Genomic DNA, 18,549 nt, shown 5'->3' with positions numbered 1-18,549 from the left:
CCTACTCGAATTCTGAACGGATTCGGGCACGGGAAAGCTTGGTCGTCGTGCGCAACCTCAGCAAGTTTAGGCGACGGATGCCCCACCGCCAAACCGGGCTCCGCGCCGGCCCCGCCGGGCGCCTGCGAGCACGGCTCCGAGCCCCGCGACGACCACGCCGACGAGCGCGGCCCACCATGCGGAATCCGCTGGGATGTCGAGGTAGACCGTGATGCCGAGGATCCTCGACAGGCCCCACGGGAGCAGGGCCATCTGGTCGTTCCACGCCGTCAGCGCGGCCTCGAGTCCGACGATCGCGACGAGCCCGGCGATCACGGCGATCGCGGCGCCGCACGCGGTCGTCACGACCCCGATCGCCCGACGGGCGCCGATCGACTGCGCGAGCGCCCAGCCGGCGGCCACGATCACCCAGGCGAACAGGGCGAAGGCGACGGTCGAGTAGGCCGACCGCGCGACCGGATCGGTCCAGAACCCGAACCAGTAGCCGCCGGGGCCGGTCGGCGCGAGTGCGAACGAGAGCAGGGCGACGCGCAGCATCACGGCTCCGCCGACGGATGCCGCGAGCGAGGCCATGGCGGTGCGGCCGCCGAGCCACCGCGCCAGCAGCAGCGCGACCGCGCCGAAGACGAGCCAGGCCCCGAGCGTCGCCACGAGGTGGGCGGGCGCGGCGAACCACGTGAGGATGCAGCGGCTCAGCACGAGTGCGAGTGCGGGGATCGCGACGAGGAGCACGCGCTCGGCGCGTCCGAGGGCGGCGGTGACGTCGGGCGCCCGCCATGGGCGGGTTCCGGCGACCCACATGGCCCGGGCGAGCCGGGCTCCGGGCCAGGCGCCGATCCGGCGCGAGCGGGCCGCGATGCCGTACGCGATCCAGAGCAGGGCCAGCACGAGCGTCGCACCGGCCGCCCAGCCCATGGCCTGGTCGCGGTCGGCGCGCTCGAGGCCGAGGTGGGCGGCGGTGAGGTTGTAGGCGGGGTGGTACGGGTCGCCCGCGTAGTCCCGCTCGTGCTCGGCCGACGACGCGAGGTACGCCGTGCGCGCCACCTGCCAGTCCTCGTAGGCCGCGGCATCCCCCGTGTCGTGCCACTGCGCCTTGTGCAGCACCATGGCGCGGTAGTCGGCGAGCATCGCGAGGGTGCTCCGCTCGTAGGCGAGCGACTCCCGGAACGCGTCGCGGAGCGCGGCATCCTTCCACGTGGCGGCGTCGGTTCCGTCGATGAGGGCCTGCATGCGCTCGACGGCCTCGACGGCGCGCGGTCCTCCGGCGATCGCCTCGTCGAGGTCGTCGCGCGCGATCGCGTAGATCACGTCGAGCGCGGCGCTGTCGCCCGTGGGGATGTCCCACTCGAAGATCCACATCATGGGCGGCGGCTCGAGGCCGATCGCCTTCACGCGGTGCTCGGCGTACGGGCCGATGTAGAGCCCGTCGGCGATCGCCTCACGCGAGTCGGTCATCGCAGTCGTGATGGCCTGCACGGTGGCCGTGTCATCCGAGAACCACCGCCTCGCCCAGTCGGCGGTGACGGATGCCGGATCCAGCGACGGATCGCGGGCGAGCCGCACCGCGAGCTCGGTGTTCAGCTCGGCGAGCTGCCAGAAGCCCGCCTTCAGCTCGAGCGAGAGCGGACCGGCGCGCCACGGACCGCCGTCCTGCGTCCAGGTCCAGATGCCCTCGATGTTCGGGTTCGCGGCGAGCAGCCGGTCGAGCGTCTGCGCGTACAGGTCGCCGAGGTCGTTCGGCCACGCCCCGAAGTTCTCGAACTCGCGCCGGCTCTGGAACTCGATGATGCGGCGCTGGTCGCCGATCTCGAGCGTGTCGTTGATCGGCAGGTGGCTGTAGAAGTCGCCCAGCGAGTACTTCGTCGACACGATGAGCCGGTCGGAGTCGATGCCCTCGAAGACCGTGCGGTACGAGTCGGCGTTCGTGTGCAGGTCGCCGACGGCGCCGACGCCGACGGTCCAGGTGCGGAAGATGACCTCGCGGTCGGCGCGTTCGGCCTGGTCGAGCAGGGTCGTGAGCATCGCCTGCACCGCGTCGACCGTCGTCACGGCGAGCCGGGAGCTGTAGTCCCAGTCGGGCAGGTCGTAGACCTGGCCCGCCTCGCCGATGCGGATGAGCACGCCGTCGATCGCCGGCATCTCGCGGTAGAGCTCGTCGAGGCCCGCGGCGTAGACCTGCCAGAACTCGGGGTTCTCGGTGTCGAGTCCGCCGAAGCGCTCGGTGAGGTACTCCTCGAGCGGCGTCGTGACGACGAGCATGTCGGTGCGCAGGAACACCTGCAGCCCGGCGTCGCGCGCCGACTGCCACATGGGGCCGAACGCGTCGCGCATGGCGAGGGCGCGGGCCACGTGCTCGTCGTCTGGCTCGTAGACCTCGGTGCCGTCGCCCACGTCGGAGAACGTCAGGTACTCGAGCAGGCCCGGGACGGCGACGGCCGTGTACCCCTCGGCGAGGAGGTGCGCGACATAGGCGTCGAAGTCCTCGCGCGCCACGGCCAGGGCGTCCTCGTCGATGTAGGGCGCGTCGGGCAGGATGACGTCCTCGAACGCCTTGGAGTTGTGCGAGTAGTCGTCGCCGGCCGCCCAGGCCTCCTCGTCGACCGCGACGCCCACGGCGCCGAGGTCGGCCATGCGGAACCCGAGCCTCGACTCGACCCGCTCACCGAGTCGCTCGGACGTCGAACGGCCGTCGCGCACGGCCTGCGCGAGGTCGTAGACGCCGCGCGCGGCTCCCGTCGTGCTCGCCGCGACGATGCGCAGGGCGGCGGGGTCGCCCTCGAGCGAGTACGCCTCGTCGGCCGGGTCGCCGTCGCCGGCCACGACCGAGAGCGTCGCGGTTCCGGCGGTCGTCGCGGCATCCGACACCGCGGACTCGAGCTCGGCGACGGCCGCGTCGAGCCTCGGCGAGCCCGGCGCGTCGACGCTCGTGAACACCGGCGGCGGCACGCTCGCCGACGCGGGCGCCGCGACGAGCGTCTCTGCGGGGATGTCGGATGCCTCGGTGCTGATGCCGAGCGCGTCGGTCAGCACGAATGCGATGCCCGCGCCGAGCGCGAGCAGGATCAGGGCGGCCACCGCGGCGAGCAGCGGGCGCAGGGGTCGAGCGGGGCGCGTCATCGCGCCGGGGGGCTTCGTCACGCGCGGATCATACCCCGAAGTGGGTCGCGTGACCCACTTGTGATCATCGGTGCGGCTCTCCGCTGCCGATCACCGCCCGACGGGCGGTGCCGCGCACCACCCGTAGATTGGAGGCACGCCGGGGCGCGGCATCCGCCCCCTGCGCCGCGGCACACCGCACGGCCGCACCGAACGGATGGGGGCTCGATGATCGTCGAACGCGGAACCCGGCTCGTGACCGAGCCACGCACGAGCGTGCAGGTCACGGGCGAGCACTCGCAGTTCCGGCTCGACCTCGAGCGCATCCGGTTCTCGCCGTACTTCTCGCGCCTCTCGGCCGTGACGCAGGTCATCGCGCAGCCCGGCGCCGGCCCGCTGATCCACAACCGGCTGACGCACTCGATCAAGGTCACCGCGGTCGCCCGCGCCATCGCGGTCGGACTGACGGATGCCGCGTCGCCGGCGCGTGCCCTCGCGCTCGAGCACGGCTGCGACGCCGTCGCCGTGCAGGCCGCCGCGAGTGCGCACGACCTGGGGCACCCCCCGTTCGGACACCTCGGCGAGCGCGTGCTCGACCGCCTCGCCCGCGAGACCCTCGGGCTCTCCGACGGCTTCGAGGGCAACGCGCAGACCTACCGCATCATCGCGACGCTGGATGTCTCGGCGAACGCCCCGCACGGCCTCAACCTCACCGCCGCGGTGCGCGCCGCCGTCGCGAAGTACCCGTGGACGCGGTTCGTCGATGCCGCGTCGATGCCGCCGGGGCCGCTGCCGCGGGGCATGCGCCGCGTCTCGGGCGGCATCGAGGTCGCGAAGTTCTCGGCGTACGACCTCGACGCGGCCGACCTGTTCTCGGCCAGGACCGGCCTGCCGCCCATGCAGCAGTCCCTCGAGTGCTCGATCATGGACATCGCCGACGACATCGCGTACTCGATCCACGACGTCGACGACTTCTACCGCGCCGGACTGCTGAGCCAGGGCTCGGTGGCCCGCGAGTTCCGGGGCTTCATCGAGAACGGCGCCGCGCTGCGCGACCTCGACGCCGACGCGATCGCCGCCCGCTCGGCGCCGCCCGGCGCGGCACTCGAGAGCCTGCGCCGCAAGCTGCACCGCTCCGACGCGTGGATCGCCTCCGACGACGCGTTCCGCGAGGCCGTCGACGTGGTGGCCGACGACCTCGTCGACGGGCTGCTCGCGATCCCGTTCGACGGCTCGATCGCCTCGGAACGCTCGCTCTCGTCGTTCACGAACCGGTGGATCAGCCACCTGCAGACCTCGGTCGTTCCGGCGCCCGGCGACGAGATCCGCACGGGCCTCGTGACCCTCGACCGGCTCGCCTGGCACGAGGTCGAGGTGCTGAAGTTCGTGCACCGGCACTTCATCCTCGACCGCTCCGACATCGCCATGTACCAGCGCGGGCTCAGCCGGGTGCTGACGCGCGCCGTCAAGGGCCTGACCGCGTGGATCACCGACGACATCGACCGCCACCGCGTTCCCCAGCGCCTGCGCGAGCTCGTCGACCTCGCGACCGAGGGCTACGCGCTCCTCCGCGTCGCCAAGCCCGAGGGCGTTCCGGTTCCGGATGCCGACGACGTGCACCGCCTCGGCGTCGGGCGCGGCGTCGTCGACTACGTCGCCTCCCTCAGCGACGACCAGGCGCTCGCCGTGTCCGAGGCGATCGACGGGCGCCCCGACCGGCTGTGGGACATCGGGCAGAACCTCTAGAGCACGCGCCCGTCGGAGCACCAGCCTGCGCGAGCACGGGCCTTTGAGGAGCACCCGCCGCCCGCTGTCAACCCCGAGCCGCCCCCGCGCGCACGGGCTTATCGTCGTCGCTGGAACGGGGAGGGCTGCGACGATGACGACGACCACGCTCAAGACGATCTCGACGAAGATCCCGGCGCGCATGGACCGACTGCCGTGGGCCAGGTGGCACTGGCTCGTGGTGCTCGGACTCGGCACCGTGTGGATCCTCGACGGCCTCGAGGTGACGATCGTCGGCGCCCTCGGCAGCCGGCTGACCGAGCCCGAGAGCGGGCTCGGCCTCACCACCGCCGAGGTCGGCCTCGCGGCGGGCATCTACGTGGCCGGCGCGTGCATCGGAGCACTCGTCTTCGGCTACCTCACCGATCGGTTCGGTCGCAAGAAGCTGTTCATCATCACGCTCGGCCTCTACCTGGTCGCCACCGTCGCGACGGCCTTCTCGTTCACCCCGATGTGGTTCTTCGTCTGCCGGTTCCTCACCGGCGCCGGCATCGGCGGCGAGTACGCGGCGATCAACTCCGCCATCGACGAGCTGATCCCGGCCAGGCGGCGCGGAGCCGTCGACCTCGCCATCAACGGCTCGTACTGGCTCGGCACCGCGTTCGGCGCGATCCTCACCGTGTTCCTGCTGAACCCGGCGCTCTTCGCCCCCGATGTCGGCTGGCGGCTCGCCTTCGGCCTGGGCGCCGTGCTCGGGCTCGTGATCCTGCTCGTGCGGCGCAACGTCCCGGAGTCACCGCGATGGATGTTCATCCACGGCCGCGACGAGGAGGCCGAGCGGCTCGTCGGCGAGATCGAGCACACGATCGAGGAGGAGACGGGGACCGAGCTCGACCCAGTCGAGGACGACCGGGCCATCCGCATCAAGCAGCGCGCGAGCACCGGGTTCGTCGAGATCGCGAAGACCGCCGTGACGCGGTACCCGAAGCGGTTCGTGCTCGGACTCTCGCTCTTCATCGGCCAGGCGTTCCTCTACAACGCCGTGTTCTTCACCTACGCGCTCGTGCTCACGAAGCTGCTCGGGGTTCCCGACGACATCGCGCCGTGGTCGCTCGTGCCCATCGCGATCGGCAACTTCCTCGGGCCGCTGCTGCTCGGCCGCTTCTTCGACAGCGTCGGCCGCAAGGTCATGATCTCGTCGTCGTACATCGTCTCCGGCATCCTGCTCGTCGGCACCGGCATGCTCTTCGCGAGCGGCGCGCTCGACGCGTTCTGGCTGACCGCGTGCTGGGTCGTCGTGTTCTTCTTCGCCTCTGCCGGGGCGTCGAGCGCGTACCTCACCGTCAGCGAGATCTTCCCGCTCGAGACCCGCGCCATGTCGATCGCGTTCTTCTACGCGCTCGGCACCGGCATCGGCGGCATCATCGGCCCGGTGCTCTTCGGCCAGCTGATCGAGGACGGCATCCCGGCCGTCGCGATCGGCTACTACATCGGCGCCGGCCTCATGATCGCGGCGGGCCTCGTCGAGGTCTTCCTCGGCGTCTCGGCCGAGCGCAAGTCGCTCGAGGACATCGCCGAGCCGCTCTCGGCACGCGACGCCGACTGACGCGGAGCGGGCGACGGCAGCGTCGTCAGTCGGCGCCGTCGGCGGCGGCGTCGGCAGCCGTCTCGGGTCGTCGCCGTCATGCCCGCCACACGCGCCACCGCGTGGTTCCGCGCCGTTCGCCCAAGCTTCGTCCGTAGGCCACCCACACGGTGGGCCTCGGACGATTGGCTCACGGCATGAGCCGAAACTCGCGACGCGCCCTGCCGCGTCTCATCGCCCTGACCGCCGCGGTCATCGCCACCGCCGCCGTCCTCGTCCCCGTCTCCGCGGTCGCCGCCCCCGGCGACGACCGCGGGGGCGCCTCGCGCGCGCCCTTCGTGCGCGCCATCGAGCCCACCCTCGTCGCCCGTGCGACCCTCTCCGCCGATCATCTCGAGCGTGGACCCGCGTCGGGCGCGCTCGCCTCGCCCGCGAACGGACGGGTCGGGCCGTGGGCCGGGCAGGTCATCCCCGGGTTCTCCGCAGCCATCGACAACGGGGACGGCACCTTCTGGGCCCAGCCCGACAATGGCTTCGGCACGAAGGCCAACTCGGCTGACTTCCTCCTGCGCAACTACCTCGTGCGCCCGAACTGGCAGACCGCCCGCGGCGGCGACGGCTCGATCTCCGTCACCCGCTTCATCTCGTACAACGACCGCAAGCGGGTCCTCGACTTCCCGATCGTGAACGGGGACACCCGCGAACGGCTGCTCACCGGCGCGGACTTCGACATCGAATCCGTCGTGCGCGCCAAGGACGGGACGTTCTGGGTCGGCGAGGAGTTCGGGCCGTTCCTCCTGCACTTCGACGTGAAGGGCACGCTCCTCGAGAAGCCGTACTCGCTCACCGGTGCCAAGTCGCCGCAGAACCCGTACCTCCTGGCCGGAGAGACCCCGCGCGTCCGCGCGAGCCGAGGCTACGAGGCGCTCGCGGCATCCACTGACGGCCGCTACCTGTACCCGATCATCGAGGGCTCCTACGCCGACGAGACCGACCTGCGCCGCCGCGAGATCCACGAGTTCGACACGCGCCGCGGCTCGTACACGGGCCGCACCTGGAGCTACCAGACCGACCAGGAGGCGAACGTCATCGGCGACGCCTTCACCGTGCGCAACAACGTGCTGCTCGTGGTCGAGCGCGACGACTTCGAGGGCGACCAGGCGGTCACGAAACGCATCTACCAAGTCGACCTCCGCCGCGCCGACGCGCAGGGGCACCTCGAGAAGACGCTCGTGGTCGACGCGCTCCACATCGCGAACCCCGACGAGATCGGGGCCGGCGACGGGTACGGCACCGGGGCGGTCTTCTCCCTCCCCGTGCAGTCGTTCGAGACGGTCGTGCAGCTGAGGAACGGGAACCTGCTCATCGCCAACGACAACAACTACCCCGGCAACGATGCGCGCATCCCGGGCACGCCCGATGACACCGAGTTCGACGTGATCGACCTCGACAAGGTGAGGATCACGCCGTCGGACGTGACGATCGTCGGCCACCGCGGCGCGAGCGGCTACCGCCCCGAGCACACGCTGGCCTCGTACGAGACCGCGATCGTGCAGTGCGCCGACTACATCGAGCCCGACGTCGTCTCCACGAAGGACGGCGTGCTCGTCGCGCGGCACGAGAACGAGATCGGCGGCACCACGGATGTCTCGGCCCGGGCCGAGTTCGCCTCGCGCAGGACGACGAAGACGATCGACGGCGCGAGCATCACGGGCTGGTTCACCGAGGACTTCACGCTCGCCGAACTCCGGACGCTGCGCGCCAAGGAGCGCCTGCCGATCACGCGCCCGGCGAACACCGCGTTCGACGGGCTCTACCAGGTGCCGACGCTCGACGAGGTCATCGGCCTCGCCCGCCACTCGGTGAGCTGCGACGGACGCCAGGTGGGCGTCTACCCCGAGACGAAGCACCCCACGTACTTCGACTCGATCGGCCTCTCGCTCGAGGAGCCGCTGGTCGCAGCCTTGCAGGCGAACGGCGTCGACCGCGCCGATGCCCCGGTGATCGTGCAGAGCTTCGAGGTCGGCAACCTCAGGGAGCTCGACGGGCTGACGGACGTGCACCTCGCGCAGCTCGTCAACTCCGCCGGCCGGCCCTACGACTTCACGGCCTCCGGCGACCCCCGCACGTACGCCGACCTCGTCACGCCCGCGGGCCTCGCCGAGGTCGCCGGCTACGCCGATGGCGTCGGCCTCGAGAAGTCGGTCATGATCCCGCGCACCCCCGCGGGAACGCTCGGAACACCGACCAGCGTAATCGCCGACGCCCACGCGGCGGGCCTCACGGTCCACGGCTGGACCTTCCGGCTCGAGAACCAGTTCCTCCCCGCCGAGTTCCGTTCGAGCACCGATCCCAACGCGCCCGGCGACCTCGTCGGCGAGCTCCGGGTGTTCGTGAACGCCGGCATGAACGGCGCGTTCAGCGACCAGCCCGAGGTCGCGGTCACCATCTGACCCCGACGAGCCGACGAGAACGGCGACGGATGCCACGGCGCAGGCCCGTGGCATCCGTCGCCGTGTCATGCGGCCCGCGTGCCTCGTGGCGGCGCTCCCCCTCGCGCGCTACCGTGGCGCAGCACCATCTGCGTCGATGCGGATCCGCGTCGACGTCTCGATGCCAAGGGAGCCTCACATGAGTGACACCGAGAAGACCGGCTGGGTCGGCTGGGGCGTCTTCGCCGCCATCATGCTCATCGTCGCCGGCGGTTTCGACGTGCTGTACGGATTCATCGCACTCGCGATGCCCGACAGCGCCTACCTCACGACCGGCGGGGGCGCACTGTTCCTGTTCGACGTGCAGGGGTGGGGCTGGTGGCACGTGATCAGCGGCGTACTGCTCGTGCTGATCGGCGCAGCGCTCTTCTCCGGAGCGACGTGGGCACGGGTCGTCGCGGTGATCCTCGTGATCCTCAACGCGATCGGGCAGTTGTTCCTGCTGCCCGTGCAGCCGTGGTGGTCGCTCATCGTGCTCGCGATCGACATCCTCGTGATCTACGCGCTGACGGTGCACGGCCGCGAGCTCAAGATCCGCCGCTGACCCGACGACGGCGACGGATGCCGCGGCGCACGCCGGTGGCATCCGTCGCCCTGTCATGCGCGCCCCGCGCGCCGTAGGCTGGTCGTCGTGACCGAACGCACCCGCCTGTCCACCCGAATCGCCGCCATCGCCGAGTCCGCGACCCTCAAGGTCGACGCGAAGGCGAAAGCCCTGCAGGCCGAGGGCCGCCCCGTCATCTCGTATGCCGCGGGCGAGCCCGACTTCGCGACGCCCGATCACATCGTCGAGGCGGCGCTCGCAGCCGTGCACGACCCCAAGAACTACCGCTACACGCCCGCGCCCGGCCTGCCGGAGCTGCGCGAGGCGATCGCCGCGAAGACGCTGCGCGACTCCGGCCTCGAGGTCTCGCCCGGCCAGGTCGTCGTCACGAACGGCGGCAAGCAGGCCGTCTACCAGGCGTTCCAGGTGCTGCTGGACGCGGGCGACGAGGTGCTCGTGCCGACGCCCTACTGGACCACCTACCCCGAGGCGATCAAGCTCGCCGGCGGCGTGCAGGTCGACGTCTTCGCCGGCTCCGAGCAGGGCTACCTCGTGACCGTCGAGCAGCTCGAGGCCGCGCGCACCGAGCGCACCAAGGTGCTGCTCTTCGTCTCGCCGTCGAACCCGACCGGCGCCGTGTACTCCCCCGAGCAGACGCGCGCCATCGGCGAGTGGGCGCTCGAGCACGGCATCTGGGTGGTCTCCGACGAGATCTACCAGAACCTCACCTACGCGCCCATCGACGGCCCGGCCGATGCCGCCGCCCCGCGCGCGCTGTCGATCGTCGAGGCCGTGCCCGGCCTCGCGAACCAGACGATCCTCGTCAACGGCGTCGCGAAGACCTACGCCATGACCGGCTGGCGCCTCGGCTGGATGGTCGGCCCCGCCGACGTCATCAAGGGCGCCGCGAACCTGCAATCGCACCTCACGTCGAACGTGTCGAACGTGTCGCAGCGCGCCGCGATCGCCGCACTGAACGGCCCCCAAGACGCCGTCGAGGAGATGCGCCGCGCGTTCGACCGCCGTCGCCGCCTCATCGTGTCGGAGCTGTCGAAGATCGACGGGCTCACGGTTCCGGTGCCAGAGGGCGCGTTCTACGTCTATCCCGATGTCACGGGACTGCTCGGTCGCGAATGGGGCGGCGTCACGCCGACGAACTCGCTCGAGCTCGCCGACCTGATCCTCGACCAGGCCGAGGTCGCCGCCGTTCCCGGCGAGGCGTTCGGCCCCAGCGGATTCCTGCGCTTCAGCTACGCGCTGGGCGACGCGCCGCTCCTCGAGGGCGTGCAGCGCCTGCAGCGGCTGTTCGCGTAGTCGCGGGCGCCGCCGGTCGCGTCATCGCGGGCGCCCGGCACGCGACATCCGCTCGCCGTCGGTGCTTCGCCGCGCCGAGTCGTCGGACGATCGACGCCGACACGCGGTGCCGCACCGGCGAGTCGCACGTCTCATCCTGCGGCTCGGCGATGTCGAGCAGGCCCGGACGCACGAGAACGCCCGCACTCCCCGGTGTGCGGGCGTTCTCGTTCTCAAGTCCTCGGCCGCGTCGACGCCGCCGAGGGAGCGGTGGGGGTCAGTGCTTGAAGGCGTCCTTGACGTCTTCGGCGGCGTTCTTCAGATCGGCCTTGGCCTGATCCGCCTTGCCCTCGGCGACCTTCGAGTCGTCACCGGTCAGCTTGCCCTGGGCCTCTTTGGCCTTGCCCCCGAGGTCTTCGGCGGTGTTCTTGATGCGGTCATCGGTTCCCATGATGGACTCCCTTCCAGCTGCGGCGGTCTGCCGTGCTGTGGGACCAAGTCAACGCGTCGCGCGCAAGGGCGACAAGGGGTTGAGTTCACAGGTGGAATCGCCTAACGCCCTCGGCGCGGCCCGTGCCCGCCCCCTCGCGAGGCCCGCGCGCGGCGACCGCCGATGTCGCGCGAATCGCTCGCAATCACCGGCGTTCACGACGATTCGCGCGACATCACAGCGCGAGCGCGGTCGCGGCCTCGGCGGCGAGCGCATCGGCGACGGCGTCGAGCAGGGGCGAGCGCAGGTTCCACTGCTGCCAGTACAGGGGCACGTCGACGGGCGGCCCGCCGAGGGGTACCAGCGTGCCGGCCGCGAGCTCGTCGGTCGACTGGAACCCTGGCAGGAGTCCCCAGCCGAGGCCGAGCTTGATCGCCGTCGCGAAGTCGGCCGAGGCCGGCACGAAGTGGCGGGGCGGGGCGTCGGGATCGACGCCGCGGGCGGCGAGGTAGTGGCGCTGCAGGTCGTCGCGACGGTCGAACTCGACGACGGGCGCGGTCGCGAAGGCATCCGCGCGCTCGGGCAGCGTCCAGCGTGCGGCGAACGCCGGGGTGGCCACCGCCTCGTAGCGCATGGTTCCGAGCGAGCGCACGAGGCATCCGGCGACCGGATCGGCCTGCGAGGTGACGGCGCCCATGACGGTGCCCGACTCGAGCAGGCCGGCCGTGAAGTCCTGGTCGTCGCGGTGCAGGTCGAAGACCACCGGATGCCGCTCGGCGACGCGCGCGAGCGCCGGCAGGAACCACGTGGCGAGCGAGTCGGCGTTCACGGCGAGCGGGAGGGTCACGGGCCGCGCCGGGCCGCCGCCGCCGCCGCCGCCGCCGCGATCGTCGTCGCCGGCGTCGAGCCCGAACGCCGCGAGCGTGTCGTGCTCGAGCAGCGCGAGCTGACGCGCGAGCCGCACGACGGCGGCGCCGGCCTCGGTCGCCCGCGCGGGCTTGCTGCGCACGACGAGCACCCGGCCGAGCTGCTGCTCGAGCGCCTTGATGCGCTGCGACACCGCCGACGGCGTGATGCGCAGGCGCCGGGCGGCCGCGTCGAACGTGCCCTCGTCGATGACGACGGCAAGCGTGCGGGCGAGGTCGGTCGGGATCTCCATCTGAAGCAACGCTAATGCTTCTGAAGGAACCTGAGCTGGATTGATGCGAGATTCGCGCCTACCGTCGAAGCGTGCCCTTCTCCGCCATGCTCGCCGGCCTCGGCCTCGGCCTCTCGCTCATCATCGCGATCGGCGCGCAGAACCTGTTCGTGCTGCGCCAGGGCATCCGCCGCGAGCACGTCTTCGCCGTCGCGGCGATCTGCGCCCTGAGCGACCTCGCGCTCATCATGCTCGGCGTCTCCGGCGTCGGCGCGGTGCTGCAGGCCGTGCCGTGGCTCGTCGAGGCGGTGCGCTGGGCGGGTGCGGCGTTCCTCGTCGTCTACGGGCTGCTCGCCGCCAAGCGCGCGATCCGGCCGAGCGGCGAGGCCCTCGTCGCCGGCGAGCGTTCCGGCGAGGCCGGCGGCACGAGCGGTGGGGCGGATGCCGCGGGCGGCCCGGGTGCGGACGGCTCGGGTCGGGACACCTCGGCCTCCGTTCCCGGCCCGGCCGCGGCATCCGCGACCCCGACGATCGCTCGGATCAACCCGACGGCCCCGCGCACCGCGCCGACCGTCGGCCGCACGACCCTGACCGCGGCCGTGCTCACCTGCCTCGCGCTGACCTGGCTGAACCCGCATGTGTACCTCGACACGGTGTTCCTGCTCGGTTCGATCGCGAACACGCACGGCGACGCGCGCTGGGCGTTCGCCGCGGGCGCCGGCCTCGCGAGCCTGATCTGGTTCTTCGGCCTGGCCTACGGCTCCCGGCTGCTCGGCGGCGTGCTCGCGAGCCCGCGCGCGTGGCGCGTGCTCGACGGGATCATCGCCGTCGTCATGATCGCGCTCGGCGTGATGCTCGTGCTGCCGCACTGACACCGCGCCCTACAGCTCGAAGCCCTCGCTGAGCGGCCACGCCCGCCGGAGCTCGATGCGGCCGAACCTGGCCATCGGATGCTTCGCGGCCACCTCGATCGCCTCGTCGAGGTCGCGCACCTCGATGACGTCGAACCCCGCGACCCACTCCTTCGACTCGGTGAACGGGCCGTCGGTGACGATCGCCTCGTCACCGCGCACTCGCACGGTCTTCGCGAACTCGGGCGGCCGCAGGCGGTCGCCTGCGATCGAGACGCCGCGGCGCACCATCTCGGCGTCCCACTCGGCCAGGTCGTCCTCCTCGGCCACGTACGGCTCGGCCTCGGGGTCGTGCACGACGAACATCATGTACTCCATGACTCACTCCTCCCCGTGCAGGGTCCAGAAGGGCCGCAGCTCGAGGGCGCCGTGGCGGGCGAGCAGGTCGCCCTTCGCGATCTCGACGGCCGTCTCGAGGTCGGGCACCTCGAGCACGTCGTAGCCCGCGATCCACTCCTTCGACTCGGTGAACGGGCCGTCGGTCACGATCGTCTCGCCGCCCCTGACCCGAACGGTCACGGCCTCGTCGGCGGGCCGCAACCGCATGGCCCGCTTCACCACGCCCTGCTCGGCCATGGTGCGATCCCATTCGGCGACGGCCTCCTGATCGACCTCCCCGGCATCCACGTCGGGGTCCGCGACCACGAACATCATGATCTCCATCACGCTGCGCTCCTTTCTCGTCACGCTCTTTCCCCTGCGACGAACGGGGTGCGGCGGAATCGACATCCACCGGGGAATTCGCGACATCCGGGCCTGCGTCCAACTTTTTTCGGCCGGATGTCGCGAGCGTGTCGATTCATCCTGTCCTCGTTCGTCGCCTGGGCATACCGTGAAACCGAAAACCGAGGAGAGCACATGCTGTACTTCATGTTCGTCGCGACCGACACCGACCCCGACCGTTCCGGCGACGAGGGCATCCCCATCGAGCAGTGGGTCGCCGAGAATGATGAGCGCGGAACGCGGGTCGGGGGCGAGCGGTTGCAGCCCGTGCGCGACGCCACGCTCGTGCGCGTGCGCAACGGCGAGACCATCGTGACCGACGGCCCGTTCACCGAGTCGAAGGAGTGGATTGCGGGGTACGACATCCTCGACTGCCGCGACCTCGACGAGGCGATCGAGGTCGCGTCGCGGCATCCGATGTCCAGGCTCGGGCGCATCGAGCTCCGGCCCTACTGGAACGGCCTGGAGGACGAGTGATCGGCGGATGACGCGGACCGAGCCCGATTCGCCGGGGTCGCCGGATGCCGTCGTCGAGCGCGCCTACCGCGAGGAGTGGACGCGGATCGTCGCGACGTTGATCCGCTCGACCCGCGACTGGGACCTCGCCGAGGACGCCGCGGCCGACGCCTTCGTTCGGGCGGCCGAGCGCTGGCCCGTCGAGGGCGTGCCCGACAACCCGGGCGCCTGGCTCACGACCGTGGCCCGCAACCGGGCCCTCGACGTGCTGCGCCGCCGCGGCGTCGAGATCGACAAGGTCAGGGAGTGGATGGTGATGGACGAGATGCGAGGGCCGAACGCGCCGACGGATCCGGCCGACCTCGCTGCGACGACGCTCTCGGCGGCGAGCGAGATCGACGACCGGCTGCGGCTGATCTTCACGTGCGCGCACCCGGCACTGCCGCTCGAAGCGAGGGTCGCGCTGACCCTGCGCACCGTCGGCGGGCTCGAGACGCCCGAGATCGCGCGCGCGTTCCTCGTGCCGGAGGCGACGATGGCGCAGCGGCTCGTGCGGGCGAAGCGCAAGATCCGCAACGCGGGCATCCCGTACCGGGTGCCGGAGGGCGACGAGCTGCGGCGGCGCCTGAGCGGCGTGCTCGCGGTGCTCATGCTCGTGCACAACGAGGGCTACCTCGCGAGCTCGGGCGACCGGCTGCTGCGGCTCGACCTGCAGGAGGAGGCGATCCGGCTCTCGCGACTCGTCGCGGCCCTCATGCCCGACGAGCCGGAGGCCGCCGGGCTGCTCGCGCTCCTGTTGCTGCAGCACGCGCGCTCGGCAGCGCGCATCGATGCGGCGGGCGACCTCGTGCCGCTCGACGAGCAGGACCGCACGACGTGGAACGACGCCGAGATCGCCGAGGGGCTGGGCGTGCTCGCGCGGCTCGACACGGCCGAGGCTTCGTCGGCGGCGGCGTCGGCGTCGAGGGCCGCGGCCGGGCCGTACCGCCTGCAGGCCGAGATCCAGCGCGAGCACGCACGGGCCGCGCACCCCGATGACACCGACTGGGCCGCGATCGTGCGGCGGTACGACGCGCTGCTCGAGCTCACGCCGTCGCCCGTCATCGAGCTCAACCGCGCCGTGGCGGTGGGCCTCGCCGGCCACCCGCGGGCGGGGCTCGACGAACTCGACCGGCTCGCGGCATCCGGAGCCCTCGACCGGTACCACCTGCTTCCCGCAGCGCAGGGCGACCTGCTGCGCCGCATCGGGCGAACGGATGCCGCGGCCGAACGGATCCGTCAGGCCATCGCCCTGGCGCCGACCGAGCCCGAGCGGCGCTTCCTCGAGCGCAGGCTCACCGAGCTCGCCGGCAGTCCGGGCGCCGCCGGTGCCGAATCCGGTGCCGACGCCGGCTGAATTCAGCCCGTGTTCTGCACGCCGGCGGCGACACCGTTGACGGTGAGCAGCAGCAGGGCGTGGTGGTCGTCACCGGGCTCGTCGGGCTCGCCCGCCCGCACGGCCGTGAGCGCGCGCAGCTGCAGCAGCGACAACGCGTCGACGTAGGGGCTGCGCAGGCGAACCGCCTTGGCCAGCACCGGGCGGGCGACGAGCAGCTCGTCGCTCTGGGTCACGCGCCCGAGCCACTGCTTCGTCAGCCGCATCTCGTCGAGCACGAGCCCGGCGAGGTCGTCGCGATCGCCGAGGGCGAGGTAGCGGGCCGCGATGCGCTCGTCGGTCTTCGCGAGCGACATCGAGAAGTTGTCGATCATGGCCGTGAACAGGGGCCACTCGGCGTACGCCTCGCGGAGCAGCGACTCGTCGCCGACGGCCTCGAGCGCGGTGCCGAGGCCGAACCACGCGGCGAGGTTGATGCGGGCCTGGCTCCACGAGAAGACCCACGGGATGGCGCGCAGGTCGTCGAGCGACTCGACCGAGAGCCCGCGACGCGCCGGCCTGGAGCCGAGCGCGAGGTGCCCGACCTCCTCCATGGGCGTGACGTCGGCGAACCACGGGGCGAACCCTTCGGCCTTCACGAGGGAGTGGAACCGGGCCCGGCTCGTCTCGTCGAGCGTCGTGGCGAGGTCGGCGAACCGCTCGTCGGCGGCGCGGTTGCGAGCCTCGTTCGACGGGCTGCCGGCGAGCAGCGCGGCGGAGGCCATCTGCTCGAGGTGGCGCCTGGCGATCGCCGGGTCGCCGTACTGGGCGAAGATGACCTCACCCTGCTCGGTGATCTTCAGCCGGCCGTCGACCGACCCGGCGGGCTGTGCGAGCACGGCCTCGTTGGCGGGGCCGCCGCCGCGGCCGAGGGCGCCGCCTCGGCCGTGGAACAGCGTGAGCTCGATGTCGTTGCGTTCGGCCCAAGCCGCGATGCGGGCCTGCGCGCCGTGCAGCGCGAGCGTCGCCGAGACGGGGCCGACGTCCTTCGAGGAGTCGGAGTAGCCCAGCATGACCTCGACCTTGCGGCCCGAGGCGGCGAGACGGGACTGCACCTGCTCGAGCTCGAGCATGCGGTCGAGGATCTCGACGCTCGCCTCGAGGTCGGCGAAGGTCTCGAACAGGGGCACGACGTCGATTGCGACGTCGGCCGCAGCGTCGCCGAGGGCGGCCGCCGCGAGCTCGTAGACGTTCGCCAGGTCTTCGGGGCTCTGCGTGAACGACACGATGTAGCGGCGCACCGTGCGCACGCCATAGCGACGCTGCAGGTCGGCGATCACGCGGAACACCGCGAGCACCTCCTGCGTCATCTCGCCGAGCTCTGCGCCGGCGCGGATCTCGGCGAGCGCCTGCCGGTGCACCTTCGAGTGCTGGCGCACCTCGAGCTCGGCGAGGTGGAAGCCGAACGTCTCGGCCTGCCAGATGAGGTGCTGCAGCTCGCCGTTCGCGCTGCGCAGGGCGCCGCCGTGGCTGAGCGAGTCCTGCAGCACGTGCAGGTCGGCGAGCAGCGCCTCGGGCCCGGCGTACGCGAGCTGGTCGTCGCCTCGACGCGTCGCCGCGATGCGCTCCGCGATCACGAGCAGCACCCGGCGGTGCGGTTCGTGCGGGGCACGCGTGCCGATCGTCGCGGTCACCTTCGGCGCGAGTTCCTGCTGGGCCGCGAGCAGCTCCGCGAGGGCGTCCGAGGGCGGCGTGTCCCTGGCGTCGAGCGTGAGCGTGCGGCCGATGCGGGTCGCGGCACGCTCGAGGCCGAGCAGCACGTGCTCGGCCGCGATGCCGGCCGCCTCGCGCGTGATCTCGGAGGTCACGTAGGGGTTGCCGTCGCGGTCGCCGCCGATCCAGCTGCCGACCCGGAGGAAGGCGGGGGCGATGGCACGGCCCCGGCCCGCGGCATCGGGCTGGAGTCGGTCGTCGATGCTGCGGTACACCTGCGGCACGACCTCGAAGAGCGTCTGGTCGAAGATGCCCATGGCGGTGCGCACCTCGTCGAGCGGGGTGGGCCGCGTGGTGCGGATGGGCGCCGTGCGCCAGAGGATCTCGATCTCCTCGAGGAGGCGGCGATCGATCTCGGCGACGGTGCGGTCGCCGGGGGCGAGGTCGTCGCGCTCGTCGATGAGCTCGCCGATGCGGCGGATGGCCGACGCGATCGCCCGGCGGCGCGCCTCGGTCGGATGTGCCGTGAGCACGGGATGGAACCGCAGGCCGGCCACGCGGGCCCTCGCCTCGTCGACCCCCACCTCGTCGACCAGCAGGCGGATGGCGGCCGACAGGGAGCCGTCGGTGCCGTCGGCTCCGTCGCGCTGGGCACCGGACTCCGAAGCCGATGCCTCGAGCGCGCCGCCGGCGTCTCGCGAGTCGCGCTCGCGCTGCTCGGACCGCGCCCGCAGGATGCGCACGCGCTGGTGCTCCTCGGCGAGGTTCACGAGGTGGAAGTACACGGTGAACGCGCGCGCCACCTGCTCGGCGCGAGCGGGATCGAACTCGGCCGCGATGCGCTCCGCCTCGGCGAGCGCGCCGCCGTCGCGGGTCTCGTAGGCCTCGATCGCCGCGTGCCGGAGCCGCTCGACGTCGTCGAAGAGGTCCTGCCCGCCCGCTTCGGTGAGGATCGTGCCGAGGAGCCCGCCGAGCAGGCTCACGTCGGCGCGGAACTGCGCGTCGATGTCGCTGACGACGAGTTCGCGGTCGCGGTCGTATGCGGATTCCGTGGGGCTGGGCATTCCTCGAAACTACTGCCGGCGCCCG

General features: G+C 71.9%; 14 protein-coding genes. 8 read left to right on the top strand and 6 right to left on the bottom strand.

From position 1 onward, the window contains the following. Nucleotides 1-66: 66 nt before the first annotated feature. A complete protein-coding gene (locus ASE68_RS19165; RefSeq protein WP_157421773.1) occupies nucleotides 67-3,138 on the bottom strand; it encodes a hypothetical protein in 3,072 nt (1,023 codons plus the stop codon). A gap of 186 nt (nucleotides 3,139-3,324) precedes the next feature. On the opposite strand from ASE68_RS19165, the gene ASE68_RS19160 reads away from it, so the two are divergent. The 5 genes from ASE68_RS19160 (at nucleotide 3,325) to ASE68_RS19140 (ending at nucleotide 10,756) form a co-directional block, all read left to right on the top strand. Then, the gene (locus tag ASE68_RS19160; protein ID WP_055863233.1) at nucleotides 3,325-4,842 is read left to right on the top strand and encodes a deoxyguanosinetriphosphate triphosphohydrolase family protein; all 1,518 of its coding nucleotides are present in this window, start codon (nucleotides 3,325-3,327) and stop codon (nucleotides 4,840-4,842) included. A gap of 181 nt (nucleotides 4,843-5,023) precedes the next feature. Next, on the top strand, nucleotides 5,024-6,427 hold the full coding sequence (locus ASE68_RS19155) for an MFS transporter (RefSeq protein ID WP_055863433.1): 1,404 nt from the start codon (nucleotides 5,024-5,026) through the stop codon (nucleotides 6,425-6,427). Nucleotides 6,428-6,603: 176 nt separating this feature from the next. Next, nucleotides 6,604-8,859 carry an esterase-like activity of phytase family protein gene (locus ASE68_RS19150; RefSeq protein ID WP_055863231.1) on the top strand — a complete coding sequence of 752 codons (2,256 nt, stop codon included), beginning with the start codon at nucleotides 6,604-6,606 and terminating at the stop codon, nucleotides 8,857-8,859. Nucleotides 8,860-9,037: 178 nt separating this feature from the next. Then, nucleotides 9,038-9,442 (top strand): hypothetical protein, encoded by a 405-nt coding sequence (locus ASE68_RS19145; protein WP_055863229.1) that lies wholly within the window; start codon nucleotides 9,038-9,040, stop codon nucleotides 9,440-9,442. An 87-nt stretch (nucleotides 9,443-9,529) separates the two neighbouring features. Beyond that, on the top strand, nucleotides 9,530-10,756 hold the full coding sequence (locus tag ASE68_RS19140; RefSeq protein WP_055863227.1) for a pyridoxal phosphate-dependent aminotransferase: 1,227 nt from the start codon (nucleotides 9,530-9,532) through the stop codon (nucleotides 10,754-10,756). 256 nt (nucleotides 10,757-11,012) lie between these two features. Here ASE68_RS19140 and ASE68_RS20000 read toward each other — a convergent pair whose 3' ends face one another. Beyond that, complete coding sequence (locus tag ASE68_RS20000; protein ID WP_082462533.1) at nucleotides 11,013-11,186, bottom strand: CsbD family protein; 174 nt, start codon at nucleotides 11,184-11,186, stop codon at nucleotides 11,013-11,015. A 214-nt stretch (nucleotides 11,187-11,400) separates the two neighbouring features. Beyond that, nucleotides 11,401-12,324, bottom strand: coding sequence for a LysR family transcriptional regulator ArgP (locus ASE68_RS19135; RefSeq protein WP_055863225.1), 924 nt, complete (start codon nucleotides 12,322-12,324; stop codon nucleotides 11,401-11,403). An 86-nt stretch (nucleotides 12,325-12,410) separates the two neighbouring features. Here ASE68_RS19135 and ASE68_RS19130 point away from each other — a divergent pair, with 86 nt between their 5' ends. Further along, nucleotides 12,411-13,175: a LysE/ArgO family amino acid transporter gene (locus ASE68_RS19130; RefSeq protein ID WP_055863431.1), complete on the top strand. Its 765-nt coding sequence runs from the start codon at nucleotides 12,411-12,413 to the stop codon at nucleotides 13,173-13,175. Between the two features lie 9 nt (nucleotides 13,176-13,184). Here the strand turns inward: ASE68_RS19130 and ASE68_RS19125 are convergent, their stop codons facing one another. Both ASE68_RS19125 and ASE68_RS19120 read right to left on the bottom strand, forming a co-directional pair. Next, nucleotides 13,185-13,532, bottom strand: a complete 348-nt coding sequence (locus ASE68_RS19125; RefSeq protein WP_055863224.1) for a YciI family protein — start codon at nucleotides 13,530-13,532, stop codon at nucleotides 13,185-13,187. 3 nt (nucleotides 13,533-13,535) lie between these two features. Continuing rightward, complete coding sequence (locus tag ASE68_RS19120; protein WP_055863222.1) at nucleotides 13,536-13,877, bottom strand: YciI family protein; 342 nt, start codon at nucleotides 13,875-13,877, stop codon at nucleotides 13,536-13,538. A 195-nt stretch (nucleotides 13,878-14,072) separates the two neighbouring features. On the opposite strand from ASE68_RS19120, the gene ASE68_RS19115 reads away from it, so the two are divergent. Together ASE68_RS19115 and ASE68_RS19110 are read left to right on the top strand one after the other, a co-directional pair. Next, complete coding sequence (locus tag ASE68_RS19115) at nucleotides 14,073-14,414, top strand: YciI family protein (protein WP_055863220.1); 342 nt, start codon at nucleotides 14,073-14,075, stop codon at nucleotides 14,412-14,414. Nucleotides 14,415-14,421: 7 nt separating this feature from the next. Further along, nucleotides 14,422-15,789 carry an RNA polymerase sigma factor gene (locus tag ASE68_RS19110; protein WP_055863218.1) on the top strand — a complete coding sequence of 456 codons (1,368 nt, stop codon included), beginning with the start codon at nucleotides 14,422-14,424 and terminating at the stop codon, nucleotides 15,787-15,789. A 2-nt stretch (nucleotides 15,790-15,791) separates the two neighbouring features. Here ASE68_RS19110 and ASE68_RS19105 read toward each other — a convergent pair whose 3' ends face one another. Then, nucleotides 15,792-18,524 (bottom strand): phosphoenolpyruvate carboxylase, encoded by a 2,733-nt coding sequence (locus ASE68_RS19105; RefSeq protein ID WP_055863216.1) that lies wholly within the window; start codon nucleotides 18,522-18,524, stop codon nucleotides 15,792-15,794. Between the last annotated feature and the right edge of the window lie 25 nt (nucleotides 18,525-18,549).

Source organism: Agromyces sp. Leaf222, assembly GCF_001421565.1.
Classification (GTDB): Bacteria; Actinomycetota; Actinomycetes; order Actinomycetales; family Microbacteriaceae; genus Agromyces.
The sequence above is the reverse complement of the archived record's forward strand: the minus strand, read 5'-3'. Positions and strand labels throughout refer to the sequence as shown.

Coding starts and splice junctions, on each gene's coding strand:
- ASE68_RS19160 (WP_055863233.1), top strand. CDS start 3,325: ATGATCGTCGAACGCGGAACCCGGCTCGTGACCGAGCCACGCACGAGC.
- ASE68_RS19155 (WP_055863433.1), top strand. CDS start 5,024: ATGGACCGACTGCCGTGGGCCAGGTGGCACTGGCTCGTGGTGCTCGGA.
- ASE68_RS19150 (WP_055863231.1), top strand. CDS start 6,604: ATGAGCCGAAACTCGCGACGCGCCCTGCCGCGTCTCATCGCCCTGACC.
- ASE68_RS19145 (WP_055863229.1), top strand. CDS start 9,038: ATGAGTGACACCGAGAAGACCGGCTGGGTCGGCTGGGGCGTCTTCGCC.
- ASE68_RS20000 (WP_082462533.1), bottom strand. CDS start 11,186: ATGGGAACCGATGACCGCATCAAGAACACCGCCGAAGACCTCGGGGGC.
- ASE68_RS19135 (WP_055863225.1), bottom strand. CDS start 12,324: ATGGAGATCCCGACCGACCTCGCCCGCACGCTTGCCGTCGTCATCGAC.
- ASE68_RS19130 (WP_055863431.1), top strand. CDS start 12,411: ATGCTCGCCGGCCTCGGCCTCGGCCTCTCGCTCATCATCGCGATCGGC.
- ASE68_RS19125 (WP_055863224.1), bottom strand. CDS start 13,532: ATGGAGTACATGATGTTCGTCGTGCACGACCCCGAGGCCGAGCCGTAC.
- ASE68_RS19120 (WP_055863222.1), bottom strand. CDS start 13,877: ATGGAGATCATGATGTTCGTGGTCGCGGACCCCGACGTGGATGCCGGG.
- ASE68_RS19115 (WP_055863220.1), top strand. CDS start 14,073: ATGCTGTACTTCATGTTCGTCGCGACCGACACCGACCCCGACCGTTCC.
- ASE68_RS19110 (WP_055863218.1), top strand. CDS start 14,422: ATGACGCGGACCGAGCCCGATTCGCCGGGGTCGCCGGATGCCGTCGTC.
- ASE68_RS19105 (WP_055863216.1), bottom strand. CDS start 18,524: ATGCCCAGCCCCACGGAATCCGCATACGACCGCGACCGCGAACTCGTC.